A 14,873-nucleotide genomic window follows, 5' to 3' on the forward strand; every position below is an offset into this window, starting at 1 on the left:
GGGCCTTTCGTCGGCGACGGACCTCACTCGATCGGGGGCGTCACGACCACAGCCCGACGTTCCCATCGAAGAACCCCCAACCCGGCAGGCCACCCCGCACAACGCTCCTGAGAGCACGCTCTCGGGGTCCAGCACATCCGTGGAGGCCGACGGCGACGGGGCGGGCGGTCAGGACGGTCCGCCGCATCCGGACGTCTCACCGACCGCACGCGGCGATAAGCCGTCCGCCGAAGCCCGCTCCAAGGTAGACACCGCCGACGACTGGCACTCCGAGGTGCTGGCCGGAAGCAGCTGGTTCGCGCCTGAGCAGAACGACGGCGATACGGGGTGGCCGGCCAAGGGACGCCGCTCCGGCGGATCCGCCAGGAAGCCCGGACGTTCCGGGAAAAGGTCCCGCTGGCCTGATCGCGTTCCTGACGATGCCGAGAACACGGCCGGATGGTCTGGCGAAGAGACTGGACGCTGGGGCGGCAGCTCCGGAGAGCCCGATCCCGATGAGGGGACGGAGCAGCTCGGCGACGCTTACGAAAGACGCGCCAAGTCGAGCCGCTCCCGCGGCCGCCCCGGCAGATCAAGTAACGCGGAAGCCGAACCGCACGCCGACGAAGCCAGCTTTCACGATGGCGAAACCGGGCCGCGCAGGGGCCGAGCCAGCACGGTCGGCGCTGATGCCTGGCCCAATGGCGGCGGGGGCGGATTCCGCGACGGTGACGGCGGTCCGTACGGCGGCGTAGGCGGTCCGCGCGGAGACCAAGCTGGTCCGCGCGGAGACCAAGCTGGTCCGTACGGAGACCAAGCTGGTCCGTACGGGGATGGCGATGGTGCTGTCGGTCCGTACGGCGGTGAAAGCGGGCTATCTGGTGGCGCTGCGTGGCCGTCTGCCGGTGGAAGCGGGTTCAGCAGCGGTGACGCCGGCCCAGATGCCCGTGTAGGTGGACCGGCTGATGGCGAAGCCGGGCCGTATGGCAGTGAAGGCGGTCCACCCGGGAGCGATGCTCGGCCGTACAGCGGTGGGAGCGCGTTTTTCGGGGGTGACGTCGGCCTGGACCAAGAGGGTGGGCCGGGTGATGGTGGAGCTGGGCGGCGCGGCGGTGCAGGCGGATCGTCCGGTGGTGAGGGTTGGCCGTATGACGGTGGGGATGAGCGGCGGGCTCGTGGAGGTGGGCGTCGGGGCGGCAGACGGAAGGGGAAAGGTGGTCGGAATCAGGGGTGGTTGCCTGATGGGCCGGATGAGGGGAGTGCGACCGGGACGCAGGCGCATGCCGATCCGGAGTCCGTTGCCCGGGCCATCTGCCTGCGACTGCTCACCATGGCCCCCAAGACCCGTGCCCAGCTAGCCGAGGCGTTGCGTAAGCGGGAGGTGCCGGAGGAGGCCGCTGAGGCGGTGCTGAGCCGGTTCTCCGAGCTGGGGCTGATCAACGATGAGGCCTTCGCCGAGGCTTGGGTTGATTCGCGGCATCACGGCCGCGGGCTGGCCAAGCGCGCGCTGGCGGCCGAGCTGCGCCATCGGGGTGTCGACAGCGACACGGTGAACGAAGCCGTCGAGCGACTGGACCCCGACCAGGAGGCGGAGACGGCCCGGAGGCTGGTCGAACGCAAGCTCGCCTCGACCCGATCCCTCGACCCGCAGGTACGCACGCGACGGCTGGCCGGCATGCTCGCACGCAAGGGCTATCCCTCGGGACTGGCCTTCCGCGTCATCCGGGAGGCGCTTGAGCAGGAAGGCATCGAGATGGAGGAAGGCTTCCCTGACTCGTGAGTCCTGACGCCTGAGTCTTCCGGCTGTCCACTGCTTCCGCTTCCACAGTGGGCTTCTTCCGACTCCGGCCGTCCGGCTTCCCACTCTCTCGGTTCCTGCTTCCTGGTTTCCCGACTCGAGCTTCCGGCTTCTCCTAGCGAGCCGTCCCACGTCCCCGCTTCCGCCTTCGGGGTCCAGCGTTCGGGGTCCCGCTTCTGGCATTCGGTGTTCCCGCGTCCGGGTCCGGCTTCTTGTGTTCGCCGTCCGGCGTCCCGGAGGTCGGCGTTCCGCGTCCGGTCCCGGGTCCGAGGCCCGGCTTCCCGGCTCGGGGTCCGGCGCTCCGCGTCTCGTGTCCGATGTCTCGTGTCCGGGTCAAGCTTCTCTTGTTCGGCGTTCCACGTCCGGGCCTGGCGTCGGGCGTCCGGGGCCGGGGTCCGGCTTCCCACGTCGGAGGTCCGGCATTCGGCGTCTGGTGTCTGGCGTTCCACGTCCGGTGTCTGGGGTTCCGTGTCCGGGGCCCGGCGTCTGGGTTCGAGGTCCGGCTTCCCGCGTCGGGGCCCCGCTTCCCGCTTCCCGCGGGTCACGTCCCGCTTCCCGCTGTGCGCTTTTGGCTTCTCCCAGTCTTCTGCTTGCCCGCTTCCGGCTTTGGGTGGCCCGCCCGCTGCTCGGTTGTTCGGTGGAGCGGTTCGAGTACTGAGCGGGCCCTCCGCAGGCCCGTACCGGCGGCTCCGAGGGGTCGCCTCCCGACGGTGGTGGAGTAGCGATCGCGTCGGGCATGCCGAGGTGGGCCATTCAGGTGGAGCGGATGGAGAGGCGGTGTTCTGCAGGAGGTGGCCTGTCGCCTCGGTGGTCGTCGTTCTTTCAGCGATTCGGGGGCGTACGGCGGTGGCTGGAGGCCCGTACCGGAAAATGGGGGTGCCTTGGGCGGTGGGGGTGGTGGGGTTTGGGTGAGGGTGGGTGGGAGGGGCTGGGCATAGGGGGCTATTCGGGCGGCAATGGGGGATATCGGGCTGGATGTGGAGATGCGGGCCTGTAAGACACGCTTGATGACGCGTTTGCTTGCTCGTGACCTGTTCGACGCATAACCTCGACGGCAGTGAGGAGTTACTCCGCGCAGCGCGGATTGCCATACCGGTGAACGACGGACGAACGAGCTTGGATGATCGAGGCGGACGAGGTGTCGGCTGGAGCAGTCGACGCCCGGTCAGTCTTGGATTGACATCGATACTGGTGAAGACGCCGACCGGGCTCTGCGCAGCGCGCCTGTGACCCCTCCCGTTTTGTGGCCGCGTTATGAGTTCTTGACGACGCGAGGAGGGCGGGGCGTACATGGGGCCGCTGGTCGTGGTGCTGATGGTGGCGGTGCTCGTGCTCGCGTTCGGGATGATCGCGGCGCTCCTCGTCGTCATAAGGCGCACTTCGGACGGTCAGCCCCGCGCCGGCAAGCCGAGTGCCGAGCAGGTGCAGGTCGTACACGAGGAGCTTGAACAGGCGCGTGAAGAGGCGCAGGAGATCCGGCACAAGGCGGAGACCGACGCCGAGGAGATCCTGCGCAGGTCGGAGGCGGCGGCCGAGAGCGCCGCGCAGATGCGGCGGGAGGTCGAGGAGGAGAGCCGGATCCTCAAGTCCGAGCTCAAGGAGCTCCGCTCCGACCTCGAACGTCGTGAGGCCAGGCTGGCCGAGCGGGAGCAGCGGCTGGACGAGGAGGCCAGGCGGCAGTCCGAGCGGGACAGGAAGCTGGCCGAGACCGAGGTCGAGCTGGCCGACCGCAGGGAAGAGCTGCTCCAGGTCGAGGACGAGCGGCGGGTCATCCTGGAACGGGTGGCCGGGCTCACCGGCGAGCAGGCCAAGAACGAGCTGGTCAAGGAGATCGAGAACCAGGCCAAGCGTGAGGCCGCGCTGATCATCAGGGAGATCGAGGGCACCGCCCGCAAAGAGGGCGAGAAGCGGGCCACGAAGATCGTGACACTGGCCGTGCAGCGGCTGGCGGCGGAGCAGACGGCCGAGTCGGTCGTCAGCGTGCTGCACCTGCCCGGTGACGAGATGAAGGGCCGGATCATCGGGCGCGAAGGGCGCAACATCCGCGCGTTCGAGTCCACGACCGGGGTCAATCTGATCATCGACGACACACCGGAGGCGGTGCTGCTGTCGTGCTTCGACCCGGTCAGACGGGAGACGGCGCGGCTGACGCTGGAGAAGCTGGTGCTGGACGGCCGCATCCATCCGCAGCGCATCGAGGAGGCGCACGACCGCAGCCGCCAGGAAGTGCAGGACCTGTGCGCGCGGGCCGGTGAGGACGCCCTCGTCGAGCTGGGGATCACCGAGATGCATCCCGAGCTGACGCTGCTGCTCGGCCAGTTGCGCTACCGCACCTCGTACGGGCAGAACGTGCTCAAGCACCTCATCGAGTCCGCGCACATCGCCGGGATCATGGCCGCCGAGCTGAAGATGAACCAGACCCTGATGAAGCGCTGCGCGCTGCTCCACGACATCGGCAAGGCCCTCACGCACGAGGTCGAAGGCAGTCACGCGCTGATCGGCGCGGAGATCGCCCGCCGGTACGGCGAGGAGGAGGACGTGGTGCACGCCATCGAGGCGCACCACAACGAGGTCGAGGTGCGTACCGTCGAAGCGGTTCTCACGCAGGCGGCCGACGCGATCAGCGGCAGCCGTCCCGGCGCGCGGCGGGAGTCCCTGGAGGCTTACGTCAAGCGGCTGGAGCGGCTGGAGGAGATCGCGCAGTCGTACGAGGGCGTGGAGAAGGTGTTCGCCATGCAGGCGGGGCGGGAGATCCGGGTCATGGTCAAGCCCGACGCGATCGACGACATCCAGGCCCAGGTGATCGCGCGGGATGTGGCCAAGCAGGTGGAGGAGGAGCTCACCTACCCCGGGCAGATCCGCATCACGGTGGTACGGGAGTCACGGGCCACCGAGTTCGCCCGCTGAGCCCGCGTGCGTTCGGGTACGCGAGAGGTTCGGGCCGCGGGTGTTCCGCGGGTCCGAGTTCAGAGGGATTTCAGAGGGAACTCGGTGCTCATCGCTTCTCTCTGGTCAGCGGGGTCGCGTCCCCTCGCGCATCCGGAGGTGATGAGCACCTGATCCGGTTCGGTGCGGTCGGTCGTCATGGTGGCCGCTCGCCGTGGTGGGGGACGCGCAGGAGCAGCAGGGCGGTGTCGTCGCTGTGGTAGTCGCCGGCGTGCCCGCTCAGAGCGGTGGTGATGCGCTCCAGCGTCTGCTCGGCGTTCAAGCCGTCACAGCCCGCCAGGAGCGTGCTGAGCGCGGGTAGCCCCCAGAGGGCGTGCCCGCTGCGGCTGCGTGCTTCGGTCACCCCGTCGGTGTAGAGCAGCAGTGCGTCGCCCGGCGCCAGCTCCACCGGTTCGGCGTGCAGGCGGGCGTCGGCGAAGATGCCGAGCAGCAGGCCGGGCCGGCCCGCTTCTTCGACGGTCGCGTCGGCTCGCCGGATCAGGGCGGGCGCGTGGCCGCCCAGGCTGATCAGCCCGCGTACGCCGCCGTCAGGGCCGGGGCGCAGCATCACGCAGACCGCGGTCAGGAAGCGGTCGTTGACGTGCTGACGGATCAGCGCGTCGTTCAGCCGGGTCAGCACGGTGGCCGGCGAGGAATGCTGGGTGGCTTCGGTACGTACGGTGTAGCGGGCCAGCGCGGTCACCTTGGCCGCCTCCAGTCCCTTGCCGCACACGTCGCCCAGCGCCGCGCACCACCACGGCTGCCGGGTGGGGAACAGGTCGTAGAAGTCGCCGACCACCGTCTCGCCGTCGCCGGCGGGCAGATACAGCGCGGCCGCGTCGAGCCAGGGCGGCCGGGTGATCATCGGCGGTAGCAGGTTGTCCTGCAGCGACCGGGCCAGCCGGTCGGCTGCGGCTCCGGAGCTTCGCAGGGCGTCGATGCGTTCCTGAGCCTGGTGCATTCGCCGGCGCAACTCGATCAGGTCGCCGGCCGCGGCGGCCAGCCTGGTCAGTGTGCCGAGCTGGCGGCCGGTCCACGGATGTGGCTGCTCGTCGAGCACGCACAGGCCGCCCAGCACCAGCCCGTCGGCCGAATGCAGGGGGAAGCCCGCCCAGGCGCCCATCGTCCCGTCCCGTACGGCCGGCAGGTGGACCAGGCGGGCGTCGCGGGCGGTGTCGGCGGCGACCAGCGGGCCGGAGGCGCCGGCCAGCAGCGGGCAGGCGTCGGCGTGCAGGGGGATGCTGCGCCGGCCGAGTGTCAGCGGGCCGCGGCCGGCCGCGGCCTTGTAGAACGCGTGGCGGGCGTCGAACAGCACCACCAGAGCCTGCTGGGTGCCGGCCGCGGAGACCGCCAGCTCGCACAGGTTGTCCAGGTCCGGCGCCGGTTCGGTGTTCATCAGCGCGGTGGCGGCCAGCGCCGCCAGCCGGGCCGGGTTGTACACCTGCACCGGCATCGGCGGCACATCCGGCAGCACCAGCGGCTTCAGCGGAGCCTTCATCGCGTGCCCGCCTTCCGCCGCGGAAGAGGCGCCCCAGGGGCCCCGGTCACAGTCCGGGGCCATGTGGTCGCGGCCGCATGGGTCGACACCGTTGCCGCCCTTTCAAGGTTGATCTCGGCTAATGGTCGGTGATCAGGGCGTCCAAGGCGGCTGCCTTGTCGCCGTCGGCGGGCTGGGCGTAGCGACGGGTGGTGTCCAGCGAGCCGTGGCCGAGCAGTTCGGCCACCAGGATGGGGTCCTTGCCGTCGCGGATGAGCTGGGTGGCGAAGGTGTGCCGCAGGACATGCGGGCTGAAGGGCTCGGTGGGGTCGTCGTTCAGGTCGGCGGCGGCGCCGAACCCAGTGATGATGTCGCGGGCGGCGCGGTCGCTCAGGCGGCCGCCGCGATGGTTGAGGAACACCGCGCTGTGGGTGTCGGCGCCCTTCCAACCGGGGCGAGCCGTCAGCCAGCCGGCTAGTGCCTGGCGCAAGTCCGCGTGGACGGGCACCAGACGGACCTTGCCGGCGTCGCGGCCCTCGCCGCGGATGCGTAGTTCGCCCTTTCGGGCCGACAGGCGTACGTCGGCCAGGTCGAGCCCGACGACTTCGGAGATGCGCAGGCCGGCGAGGTAGGGCAGCAGGGCGATGGCCTTGTCGCGCGGCGGCGCGGTGAGCTGGACGTGGCGGATGTAGCGACGCGCCCGCCGGGCGTCCAGGGCGCGGGGTGCGGTGCGGCGGGTGTCGCGTTCGCGGTGGGTCTGGGGCTTGCCGAGGCCGCGGCGGGCGTAGAAGTCGTCGATGGCCGACAGGTAGGTGTCGATGGTATTGGGAGCGCGGCGGCTGTTCTTGAGATGGCGGCGGAAGTCACGCACCGCGCCGGCGGCCGCGACGGCGTCGGTGAGCGGGTCGCCGTCCAGGGCGCCGTCGCCGGCCTGGCCAGACAGCCAGGCGAGGTAGCCGCGCAGCCGGGAGGCGTATTTGGCCTTGGTCGAGCCGGCCAGCGGGGAGTGCTCCAGCTCGGCGGTGTAGTCGGCCAGGACGGCGGCATGAGGGGCGGACAGCGGAAGAGCCCGCGACCGGCGCGTGTTTGCAGCAGCCGCTCCGGCCGGTTCGGCGAACTCTGCAGGCCTGTTTCCGGAAGTCACCGTAACAGTTTACTTCCGGAATTGAACGTTTCCGGAAGTCGTGAGGTAGATTTAGGCCACCGAGGACTTTCCGAGCGTCGGCATTCAGGTCAGCGTCGCCCCCGGCGAACCACCATCGGCCCCACTCGACCAGGGCCAGGACAGGTCAGCCCGCCATGATGCCGACGCAACTTCTTTCTCCACCCGTGCCCCTCAGCCCCGCGTCCCATGGGGTTCCGCGATGCGATTCCGCGCTACGGCTCAGCCTGCACCCGGTGCCAAATCGGCGAGCGGTGGTGGACGGGGCCTGGTGGCCCTACTCCCGTGACGCCGCTGTCGAGTTGCCGCGTCTCATCGCCGCCGTCGACCGGTTGCTTGATCGGGTCACGCTCCGGATCGGCGTGTACGGCGATGCGTGGCGGAACATCCCGCGCCGTGTTCCGGCGCGCGGGCGTCAGGTTCGCGTCGGCTGGTTCCGGCACACCGACCCGCGTGTGCTCACTCTCGTCTTCGCGTCCGGGGAGCCGGTCGTCCTGCTGGTCATCCCTGCGGAGACCGCCGCCGGCGCCGCCGAGGCCACGCTCAAGCGCATCGTCCAGGACGCCGCCGGCTTGACGATCGACGCCATCCTCACTCTCGCCCAGCCGCCGGCCGGCCGTGCTCCGCGTGCCACGGCTGATGACCCGGCCCGCTGGGAGAACGAGGGTGGCGCGGTCACCGGGCAGGCGCAGCCGCATCGACCGCACGGCCGTCAGCCCTGACGTGACCGTGGTGTGCCGCCTGCCGGCCGGATCGAGCGGTCCGGGCACCGCCCGTTCTGGCGGTCGGCCGATCTCCGGCCGGCAGGCTTCTCATCGCCTTTCAGCTGCTCCGAAAGGAGACGCCATGACCGCCATCCACAACGCCCCGCTCGGCGAGGCGAGCGCCTCGGCGCCGACCCTCGTGCACCTTTCGGGCGACATCGACATCTTCACCACGGGGCAGTTGCGCCGGCGGCTGCTGAACTCCCTGGCCGGCAGCAGCGACCTGCTCGTCCTGGATCTGTCCGAGGTCACCTTCTGCGGCGCCGGCGGGCTGGGCATGATGGTCGGCCTGCAGAGCCGGGCCAAGGCCCAAGGCATCACGCTGGCCCTGACCGGTGTCTCGCCGCGCATGGCCCGGCTGCTCCACATCACGGGCCTGGACCACCGATTCCCGATCATGGCGTGAGGCCCGGCCTGGTGCGCCGCCGGCCGGGCTCGCGGTTCGCTGGTTCAGATGAAGATCTGCTGGTAGAAGGCTAGTTCTGCGGCCAATGCGGCGGCTCGGGTCTCTGTGCGGCGGAAGCCGTGGGACTCGCCCTCGAAGGCCAGGTACGTGCACGGCACGCCACGTTCGGACAGTGCGTCGGCGAAGGCGGCCGACTGTTCGGGGGGCACCACCGGGTCGTCGAGGCCCTGGAGGAGGAGCATGGGGCGGGTGGCCCCGTCCACGAGGGCCAGGGGCTCCCTGGCGGCGTACACCTGCGGATCCTCCGGTCCCACCAGCCACTCCACGTAGCGTGACTCGAAGTCGTGGGTGTGGGCGGCCAGCGGGGCGAGCGCGCTGACCCCGTAGTAGGACACGCCGCCGGCGAACACGTCGGAGCTGCAGCAGGCCGCCATCACGGTCCAGCCGCCCGCGCTGCCCCCGCGTACGGCGATCCTGGCGGGGTCGGCCAGGCCCTGCTCGGCCAGCCACCGCGCGGCGGCGATCGTGTCGTGGACGTCCACAAGCCCCCACCGGCCCTTGAGCCGGCCGCGGTAAGCCCTGCCGTAACCGGTCGAGCCGCCGTAGTTGAGGTCGAGGACGCCGATGCCGCGCGAGGTCAGGAACGCCTTCTCCAGGTCGAGCGCGGTGTCGGCGTGCGCGGTCGGTCCGCCGTGCACGAAGACGACGTAAGGGGGCGGGCCGGATTGCGGCGCGGCTTCGGTGTGGGGCGGGTAGAGGAAGGCGTGCACGTCCTGGTCGGGGGCGCCGCCGATTCGTACGGGGCGGGGGATGGGCAGGTAGGCGGGGTCGGGCAGGGCGGAGGGGGTGGGGGTGAGGGGGTGGTGCGCGCCCGTCGCCGGGTCCATGGTGACGACCGAGCGGGGTGTGGTGGGGGCGTACGCGATGCCGGTCACGGAGGTGCCGTCGGTGGCCAGGTCCGCGTCCCAGCCGCTGTAGGGGGCCTCGACGTCGGTGAGTGCGCCGGTGGCGGGGTCGAGCAGGCCGAGCCGCAGATCGCCGCGCCCGTGCAGGACCGCGAGCCGGCCGTCGGCGAGGAGCGCGTACGGCATTCCGCCCAGTCGCCACGGCGGCAGTGTGAACTCCTCCTCGGCCGGGTGGAGCGCTCGCGCCCCGTCGCCGTGCAGGCCGATCTCGTAGAGGTTCCACCAGCCGGAGGAGTCGGAGACCAGGTAGAGCCGGGTGTCGTCCTTCCAGGCGGGAGCCAGGACGGATTCGGTGACACCGCCCTTCACCTTCCAGGAGTCGCCGTCGGAGAGGCGGACGACGCGGAGTTCGGTGCCGTCCCAGGGCATGCGGGGGTGGTCCCAGCAGACATAGGCCAGATGTCGCCCGTCGGGGGAGATGGTAGGAGAGGCGTAGAAGTCGCAGCCGGTGGCCCATTCGCGGATCTCGCCGCCGTCGAGCGGGACGGAGACGACGGCCCTGGTGACCTTGCCGTCCTCCGCGTGATGTTCGCGTACGCACCACACCTGTCCCTCGCGCACCAGCGGATCCGCGTAGCGGCAACCCGGGGGAGTGACGGGTTTCGGTTCGCCGTTTTCCGGCAGCAGGTAGAGGCGCTGATCCTGCAGGTTGGCGAAGACCACCTCCCCCTCGGGGGTGACGGCGTAGGGACGGCCGCCGTACTCGTGCACGCGGGTGCGCGCGCACCAGGGAGCGGGCAGCAGGTCACGACGGGTGCCGTCGGCGGCGCGGCACACGATCGCCGTACGCCCGCCGTCGTCGGGACGGTCCTCGGTCCACCACGTCCGGCCGTCCATGAGCGTGGGCCAGCCGGGACGTACGGCGGAGCCGGCCACGTCTCTGGTCGAAATGGGGGAGGGCCAGAAAGGCATACCCCGCATCCTGCCGGAAGATCGCCGGGCGTGCGGTGCTGTCCCCACAGTTCAGCCCGCCTGGCGGCCGCGGGGTGGCTGGGCGGCGTTCAGCCGGTTCCCGGGCGGCCGGCACGGTTCAGTCCCTGTGAGCGGTTCAGGGGCAGCCGACGGGGTTGGGCAGGGAGGAGGGGAGTGCGACGCCCGCCCGGCCGAACCACTTGTTCAGCAGTCGCGTCGTCGTCCCGTCCCGCCACATCGACGCGATGGCGAGATTGACCGCCTCGCACGTCTCGGTGTCGCCCTTCTTCAGGCCGACGCCCCACTTCTCCCAGCTGATCGGCTGGTTGAGCAGCCGGAACATGCCGGGGTCGTGCTCGGCGTACCCGGCCAGGGCCAGGTTCTCGGTGCTGACCGCGTCGAGGCGGTCCTCGACGAGCTTGAGCACGCACTCGGAGTAGTTGTGGGCCGGCACCAGCTCGGCCGGCAGGTCGAGCATGCCGTCGGGTGGCGGGTCGACGATCCGCCGGTACGAGTTCGAGCCCTCGGCCAGGCAGATCCGCTTGCCGCGCAGGTCTTCCACGTTCTTGATGGTCATGTCGCCGGCTCTGACCATGGTGTCCTGGGGCACGATCACGTACGGGCCGCCGAAGGTGACCTTGGGTCTGCGGGACTGCGTGATGGAGTAGGAGGCGACGATCATGTCGACGGTGCCATTCTGGAGCAGCGCCTCGCGGGTGGAGGACGGCGACTCGCGCCAGGTGATCTTGACCTGGGCACCGCCGGCGAGGTTGCCGACGATGTAGCGGGCGACGTCCACGTCGAACCCCTCGGGATTGCCCGAGCCGGTACGCATTCCCAGGCCCGGCTGGTCCCACTTGGTGCCGACGACGACGGTGCGGGCGTTCTTGATCTTGTCCGCGACGGTCGTGTACGATCCTCCGCCGCCGCATCCGGCCAGCCCCGCCGCCACGGCCATGGCTGAGGCCAGTGCCGTCCCGCGCATGGTCACCCTGAACTTCCCCACGACTATGGGTAACCCGTCGCGACCCGTGCGGGACACGGATTCGACGCAGTCGTGGGTCTTTCTTGGCGATCTATGGGGAGAAAGGCGACAAACTCAAGGGCCGGCCGGGGCGACGGGCAGGGGAGCCCGTCGGGGCGGCGGGCGCCAGCACGCCCGCCGCCCCGCGGTCATTCGAGGGGTTCGTCCGGCCCCAGGCCGCCGCCCGCGGTGCCCTGACCGGCGCCGATGCCGACCTCGGCCGATCCGGGCGCCGCGATCGGGGCGGCCGCCGTCTTGCGGCTGCGCCTGCTGCGCCGTTCCAGCTTGGTGGCCAGGTAGCTCAGCGCCATGTTGAGCGCCACGTAGATGATGCCGATGACGATCGCCGCCGGGATCAGCGAGCCGAAGAAGCGGGCCGGCAGGATCTTGAAGCCGGTGTTGAGCAGGTCGACGTACGCGATGATGTAGCCGAGCGCGGTGTCCTTCAGCAGCACCACGAGCTGGCTGACGATCGCCGGCATCATCGCCGTGACGGCCTGCGGCAGCAGCACCAGCCGCAGCACCTGGTTCTTGCGCATGCCGACCGCGTACGCGGCCTCCGACTGCCCCTTCGGCACGGCGTACACGCCGGCCCTGACGACCTCGGCCAGCACGGAGCCGTTGTAGAGGGTCAGGCCGAGCACGACCGCGAAGAAGGCGTAGTCGCCGCCGCCCAGGAGCATGGGCGCCAGGTAGAAGATGAAGAAGATCAGCAGCAGCAGCGGGATGGCCCGGAACACCTCGACCACCGCGCCGGCCGGGATCCGGACCCACGCGTGGTCGGAGAGCCTGGCCAGGCCGAAGATCGCGCCGAAGGCCAGCGCCAGCACCGCCGAGACGGCCGCCGCCTCCAGGGTGCCGATCAGACCGGGGATGATGTAGAACTCCCAGGTCTCCCACTGCAGGAACGGCTGCCAGATCTTGCCTTCGAACTGGCCCTTGGCGTCGAAGCCGCGGTAGACGCCGTACAGGACGGCGATGACGGCGACGACGCTGATCACCGTGAGCGCGTGGTTGCGGATCCGCCCGCGCGGGCCGGGAGCGTCGAACAGTACGGACGTGCTCATCGGGCCACCGCCAGACGTCGCGACAACCAGCCGGTGAAGAATCCGATGGGCATGGTCAGCACCATGAAGGCGACGACGATGCCGAGGAAGATCGGGATCGACGCGCCGGTCGTGTCGAAGGTGATCTTCATGACCGCCGCGGAGTCGGCGAGGAACCCGCCCGCGGTGGCCACCGTGGTGTTCTTGATCATGGCGATCATGACGCTGCCCAGCGGCGCGACGACCGCGCGGAACGCCTGGGGCAGGACGATCAGCGTCAGCGACTGCATGAACGTGAGCCCGATCGCCCTGGCCGCCTCTGCCTGGCCCATGTTCACGGTGTTGATGCCGGCGCGCAGCGCCTCGCACACGAAGGCCGCGGTGTAGACCGACAGGCCCATCGCCACGATCCAGAACGAGTTGGTCAGCGGCACGTCCGAGAACACCAGGCCGAGCTGGTCGCTCAAGCCCAGTGCGGAGAACGCCAGCACCAGCGTGAGCGGGGTGTTACGCACCACGTTGACGTATATGGTGCCGGCCGCGCGAAGGACCGGCGTGGGAGAGACCCGCATCGCCACCAGAACCGTGCCGAGGATCAGGGAGGCGACCGCCGCCACGAGGGACAGCTTGACGTTCTCCAGGAATCCCAGCCCGAGGTCAGGGGCGTACTTGATTAGTTCGTCCATCGTGCTCCACCGCATAGGACGGCGGCGGCCGGGTCACCGGCCGCCGCCTCTGGTGTGATCAGGCGCAACCCTCGGCCGGCGGCGCGGTCTCGGACAGCTTCAGCCCCTGGATGCCGCCGAACCACTTGTCCAGCAGCTGCTTCATGGTGCCGTTGTCCCACAGCTTCTTCACCGCGGTGTTGAGGGCCTCACACGTCTTGGTGTCGCCCTTCTTCAGGCCGATGCCGTACTTCTCGTCCGTGAAGCCCTGGCCCAGCACCTTGAAGTTGCCGCCCGCCTGCTTGGCGAAGCCCGCCAGGATCAGGTCGTCGGTGGTGACGGCGTCGAGGTTGCTGCCGGTCAGCTTCTGCACGCACTCGGAGTAGTTGCCGGCGTCGACGGTCGTCGCGTCGATGTCGAGCTCACCGTCCGGGGGCGGGTCGGTGATGCGCTTGTAGGAGTTGGAGCCCGCGGCCTTGCAGATCTTCTTGCCCTTGAGGTCCTGAGGGCTGTTGATCGAGGCGTCGTCCTTACGGACCATCACGTCCTGGTGCGCCACGACGTAGGGGCCGCCGAAGGTCACCTTGCCCTTGCGCTCCTCCGTGATGGAGTAGGTGGCGAAGATGATGTCGACCGTGCCGTTCTGGAGGAACGGCTCGCGGTTGGACGAGGCCGACTCCTTCCACTCGATCTTCACGTCCTTGCCGCCGGCCACTTCCTTCAGCACGGCTTTGGCCACGTCGACGTCGAAGCCCTCAGGCTCGTTGCCCATCTTCAGGCCCAGGCTGGGCTGGTCCCACTTGGTGCCGACCACGATCGAGCCACCGCCCGCGATCTTGTCGGCCACGGTGGCGTACGACTCCCCGCCACCCCCGCCACAGGCGGTCAGGCCCGCGGCCAGAGCCGCCATGGAGAGCACTGCTCCCGTTCGACGCATGTGCATGTGTACCTGCCTCATTAGTCAGTGCGTGAGGATCTTCGAAAGGAAGTCTCGCGCCCGGTCCGTCTGCGCGTTGGTGAAGAACTCGTCAGGAGTGTTCTCCTCGACGATCTGCCCTTCGGCCATGAACACCACCCGGTTCGCGGCCCGGCGGGCGAACCCCATCTCGTGCGTGACGACCATCATGGTCATCCCGTCACGTGCCAGCCCGATCATGACATCGAGGACCTCTTGCACCATCTCGGGGTCGAGGGCGGAGGTCGGCTCGTCGAACAGGATCATTTTCGGGTCCATGGCCAGTGCTCTGGCGATCGCCACACGTTGTTGCTGACCGCCGGAGAGCTGGGCCGGATATTTGTCCGCCTGCGCGGCGATGCCCACTCTTTCGAGTAGTTCCATCGCCCGCTGGTTGGCGGCGTCCCTGGCCTTGCCGCGCACCTTCATCGGGCCGAGCGTGACGTTTTCCCTGATGGTCTTGTGAGCGAACAAGTTGAACGACTGGAAGACCATTCCGACGTCGGAACGCAGCCTGGCCAACGCCTTGCCCTCATCGGGCAGAACCTGGCCGTCAAATATGATCTTGCCGTCGTTGATCGTCTCCAGCCGGTTGATCGTGCGGCAGAGCGTCGACTTCCCGCCGCCCGAGGGGCCGATGACGACCAGGACCTCGCCACGAGAGACGGTCAAGTTGATGTTCTTCAGGACATGCAGCGTCCCGAAGTGCTTGTTGACGTTCTCCAACTGCACAAGTGGAGTGGCGTCGCCGTTCTCCGTCATGGAGTAAAACGTAGAGGGCGTTAGAACGCTGTG

Annotated in this window: 12 protein-coding genes; 4 read left to right on the top strand and 8 right to left on the bottom strand. The window is 69.6% G+C overall.

The window, feature by feature from the left end:
- Window positions 1-1,042: 1,042 nt before the first annotated feature.
- Entirely contained in the window at window positions 1,043-1,759 is a 717-nt protein-coding gene (gene recX, locus B0I32_RS59615) for a recombination regulator RecX (RefSeq protein ID WP_245955650.1), read from the top strand.
- Between the two features lie 1,308 nt (window positions 1,760-3,067).
- Window positions 3,068-4,684 (top strand): ribonuclease Y, encoded by a 1,617-nt coding sequence (gene rny / locus B0I32_RS04880; protein ID WP_106235316.1) that lies wholly within the window; start codon window positions 3,068-3,070, stop codon window positions 4,682-4,684.
- 175 nt (window positions 4,685-4,859) lie between these two features.
- Here the strand turns inward: rny and B0I32_RS04885 are convergent, their stop codons facing one another.
- Together B0I32_RS04885 and B0I32_RS04890 are read right to left on the bottom strand one after the other, a co-directional pair.
- Entirely contained in the window at window positions 4,860-6,200 is a 1,341-nt protein-coding gene (locus B0I32_RS04885) for a PP2C family protein-serine/threonine phosphatase (RefSeq protein WP_181307019.1), read from the bottom strand.
- A 118-nt stretch (window positions 6,201-6,318) separates the two neighbouring features.
- Complete coding sequence (locus B0I32_RS04890) at window positions 6,319-7,323, bottom strand: tyrosine-type recombinase/integrase (RefSeq protein ID WP_106235320.1); 1,005 nt, start codon at window positions 7,321-7,323, stop codon at window positions 6,319-6,321.
- Between the two features lie 158 nt (window positions 7,324-7,481).
- On the opposite strand from B0I32_RS04890, the gene B0I32_RS04895 reads away from it, so the two are divergent.
- Both B0I32_RS04895 and B0I32_RS04900 read left to right on the top strand, forming a co-directional pair.
- Window positions 7,482-8,063, top strand: coding sequence for a DUF5994 family protein (locus tag B0I32_RS04895; protein WP_281262576.1), 582 nt, complete (start codon window positions 7,482-7,484; stop codon window positions 8,061-8,063).
- 124 nt (window positions 8,064-8,187) lie between these two features.
- The gene (locus B0I32_RS04900) at window positions 8,188-8,511 is read left to right on the top strand and encodes an STAS domain-containing protein (protein WP_106235323.1); all 324 of its coding nucleotides are present in this window, start codon (window positions 8,188-8,190) and stop codon (window positions 8,509-8,511) included.
- Between the two features lie 44 nt (window positions 8,512-8,555).
- Here the strand turns inward: B0I32_RS04900 and B0I32_RS60830 are convergent, their stop codons facing one another.
- The 6 genes from B0I32_RS60830 to B0I32_RS04930 all read right to left on the bottom strand — a co-directional run bounded on the left by B0I32_RS60830 (window position 8,556) and on the right by B0I32_RS04930 (window position 14,840).
- A complete protein-coding gene (locus B0I32_RS60830) occupies window positions 8,556-10,388 on the bottom strand; it encodes a S9 family peptidase (protein WP_281262573.1) in 1,833 nt (610 codons plus the stop codon).
- Window positions 10,389-10,524: 136 nt separating this feature from the next.
- Window positions 10,525-11,373, bottom strand: coding sequence for a glutamate ABC transporter substrate-binding protein (locus B0I32_RS04910; RefSeq protein ID WP_106236033.1), 849 nt, complete (start codon window positions 11,371-11,373; stop codon window positions 10,525-10,527).
- Between the two features lie 188 nt (window positions 11,374-11,561).
- On the bottom strand, window positions 11,562-12,479 hold the full coding sequence (locus B0I32_RS04915; RefSeq protein WP_106235326.1) for an amino acid ABC transporter permease: 918 nt from the start codon (window positions 12,477-12,479) through the stop codon (window positions 11,562-11,564).
- Window positions 12,476-13,144 carry an amino acid ABC transporter permease gene (locus B0I32_RS04920; protein WP_106235328.1) on the bottom strand — a complete coding sequence of 223 codons (669 nt, stop codon included), beginning with the start codon at window positions 13,142-13,144 and terminating at the stop codon, window positions 12,476-12,478. Before B0I32_RS04920 ends, B0I32_RS04915 begins: the two co-directional genes overlap by 4 nt.
- A 58-nt stretch (window positions 13,145-13,202) precedes the next feature.
- Window positions 13,203-14,066 (bottom strand): glutamate ABC transporter substrate-binding protein, encoded by an 864-nt coding sequence (locus B0I32_RS04925; RefSeq protein ID WP_106235330.1) that lies wholly within the window; start codon window positions 14,064-14,066, stop codon window positions 13,203-13,205.
- An 18-nt stretch (window positions 14,067-14,084) separates the two neighbouring features.
- Window positions 14,085-14,840, bottom strand: coding sequence for an amino acid ABC transporter ATP-binding protein (locus tag B0I32_RS04930; RefSeq protein WP_106235332.1), 756 nt, complete (start codon window positions 14,838-14,840; stop codon window positions 14,085-14,087).
- Window positions 14,841-14,873: the final 33 nt, after the last annotated feature.

The sequence above is a fragment of the Nonomuraea fuscirosea genome (assembly GCF_003001935.1).
Classification (GTDB): domain Bacteria; phylum Actinomycetota; class Actinomycetes; order Streptosporangiales; family Streptosporangiaceae; genus Nonomuraea; species Nonomuraea fuscirosea.

Bases quoted from the DNA above. Each gene is read 5' to 3' on its own strand.
- rny (WP_106235316.1), top strand. From the start codon at position 3,068: ATGGGGCCGCTGGTCGTGGTGCTGATGGTGGCGGTGCTCGTGCTCGCG.
- B0I32_RS04885 (WP_181307019.1), bottom strand. From the start codon at position 6,200: ATGAAGGCTCCGCTGAAGCCGCTGGTGCTGCCGGATGTGCCGCCGATG.
- B0I32_RS04895 (WP_281262576.1), top strand. From the start codon at position 7,482: ATGCCGACGCAACTTCTTTCTCCACCCGTGCCCCTCAGCCCCGCGTCC.
- B0I32_RS04900 (WP_106235323.1), top strand. From the start codon at position 8,188: ATGACCGCCATCCACAACGCCCCGCTCGGCGAGGCGAGCGCCTCGGCG.
- B0I32_RS60830 (WP_281262573.1), bottom strand. From the start codon at position 10,388: ATGCCTTTCTGGCCCTCCCCCATTTCGACCAGAGACGTGGCCGGCTCC.
- B0I32_RS04910 (WP_106236033.1), bottom strand. From the start codon at position 11,373: ATGCGCGGGACGGCACTGGCCTCAGCCATGGCCGTGGCGGCGGGGCTG.
- B0I32_RS04915 (WP_106235326.1), bottom strand. From the start codon at position 12,479: ATGAGCACGTCCGTACTGTTCGACGCTCCCGGCCCGCGCGGGCGGATC.
- B0I32_RS04920 (WP_106235328.1), bottom strand. From the start codon at position 13,144: ATGGACGAACTAATCAAGTACGCCCCTGACCTCGGGCTGGGATTCCTG.
- B0I32_RS04925 (WP_106235330.1), bottom strand. From the start codon at position 14,066: ATGCACATGCGTCGAACGGGAGCAGTGCTCTCCATGGCGGCTCTGGCC.
- B0I32_RS04930 (WP_106235332.1), bottom strand. From the start codon at position 14,840: ATGACGGAGAACGGCGACGCCACTCCACTTGTGCAGTTGGAGAACGTC.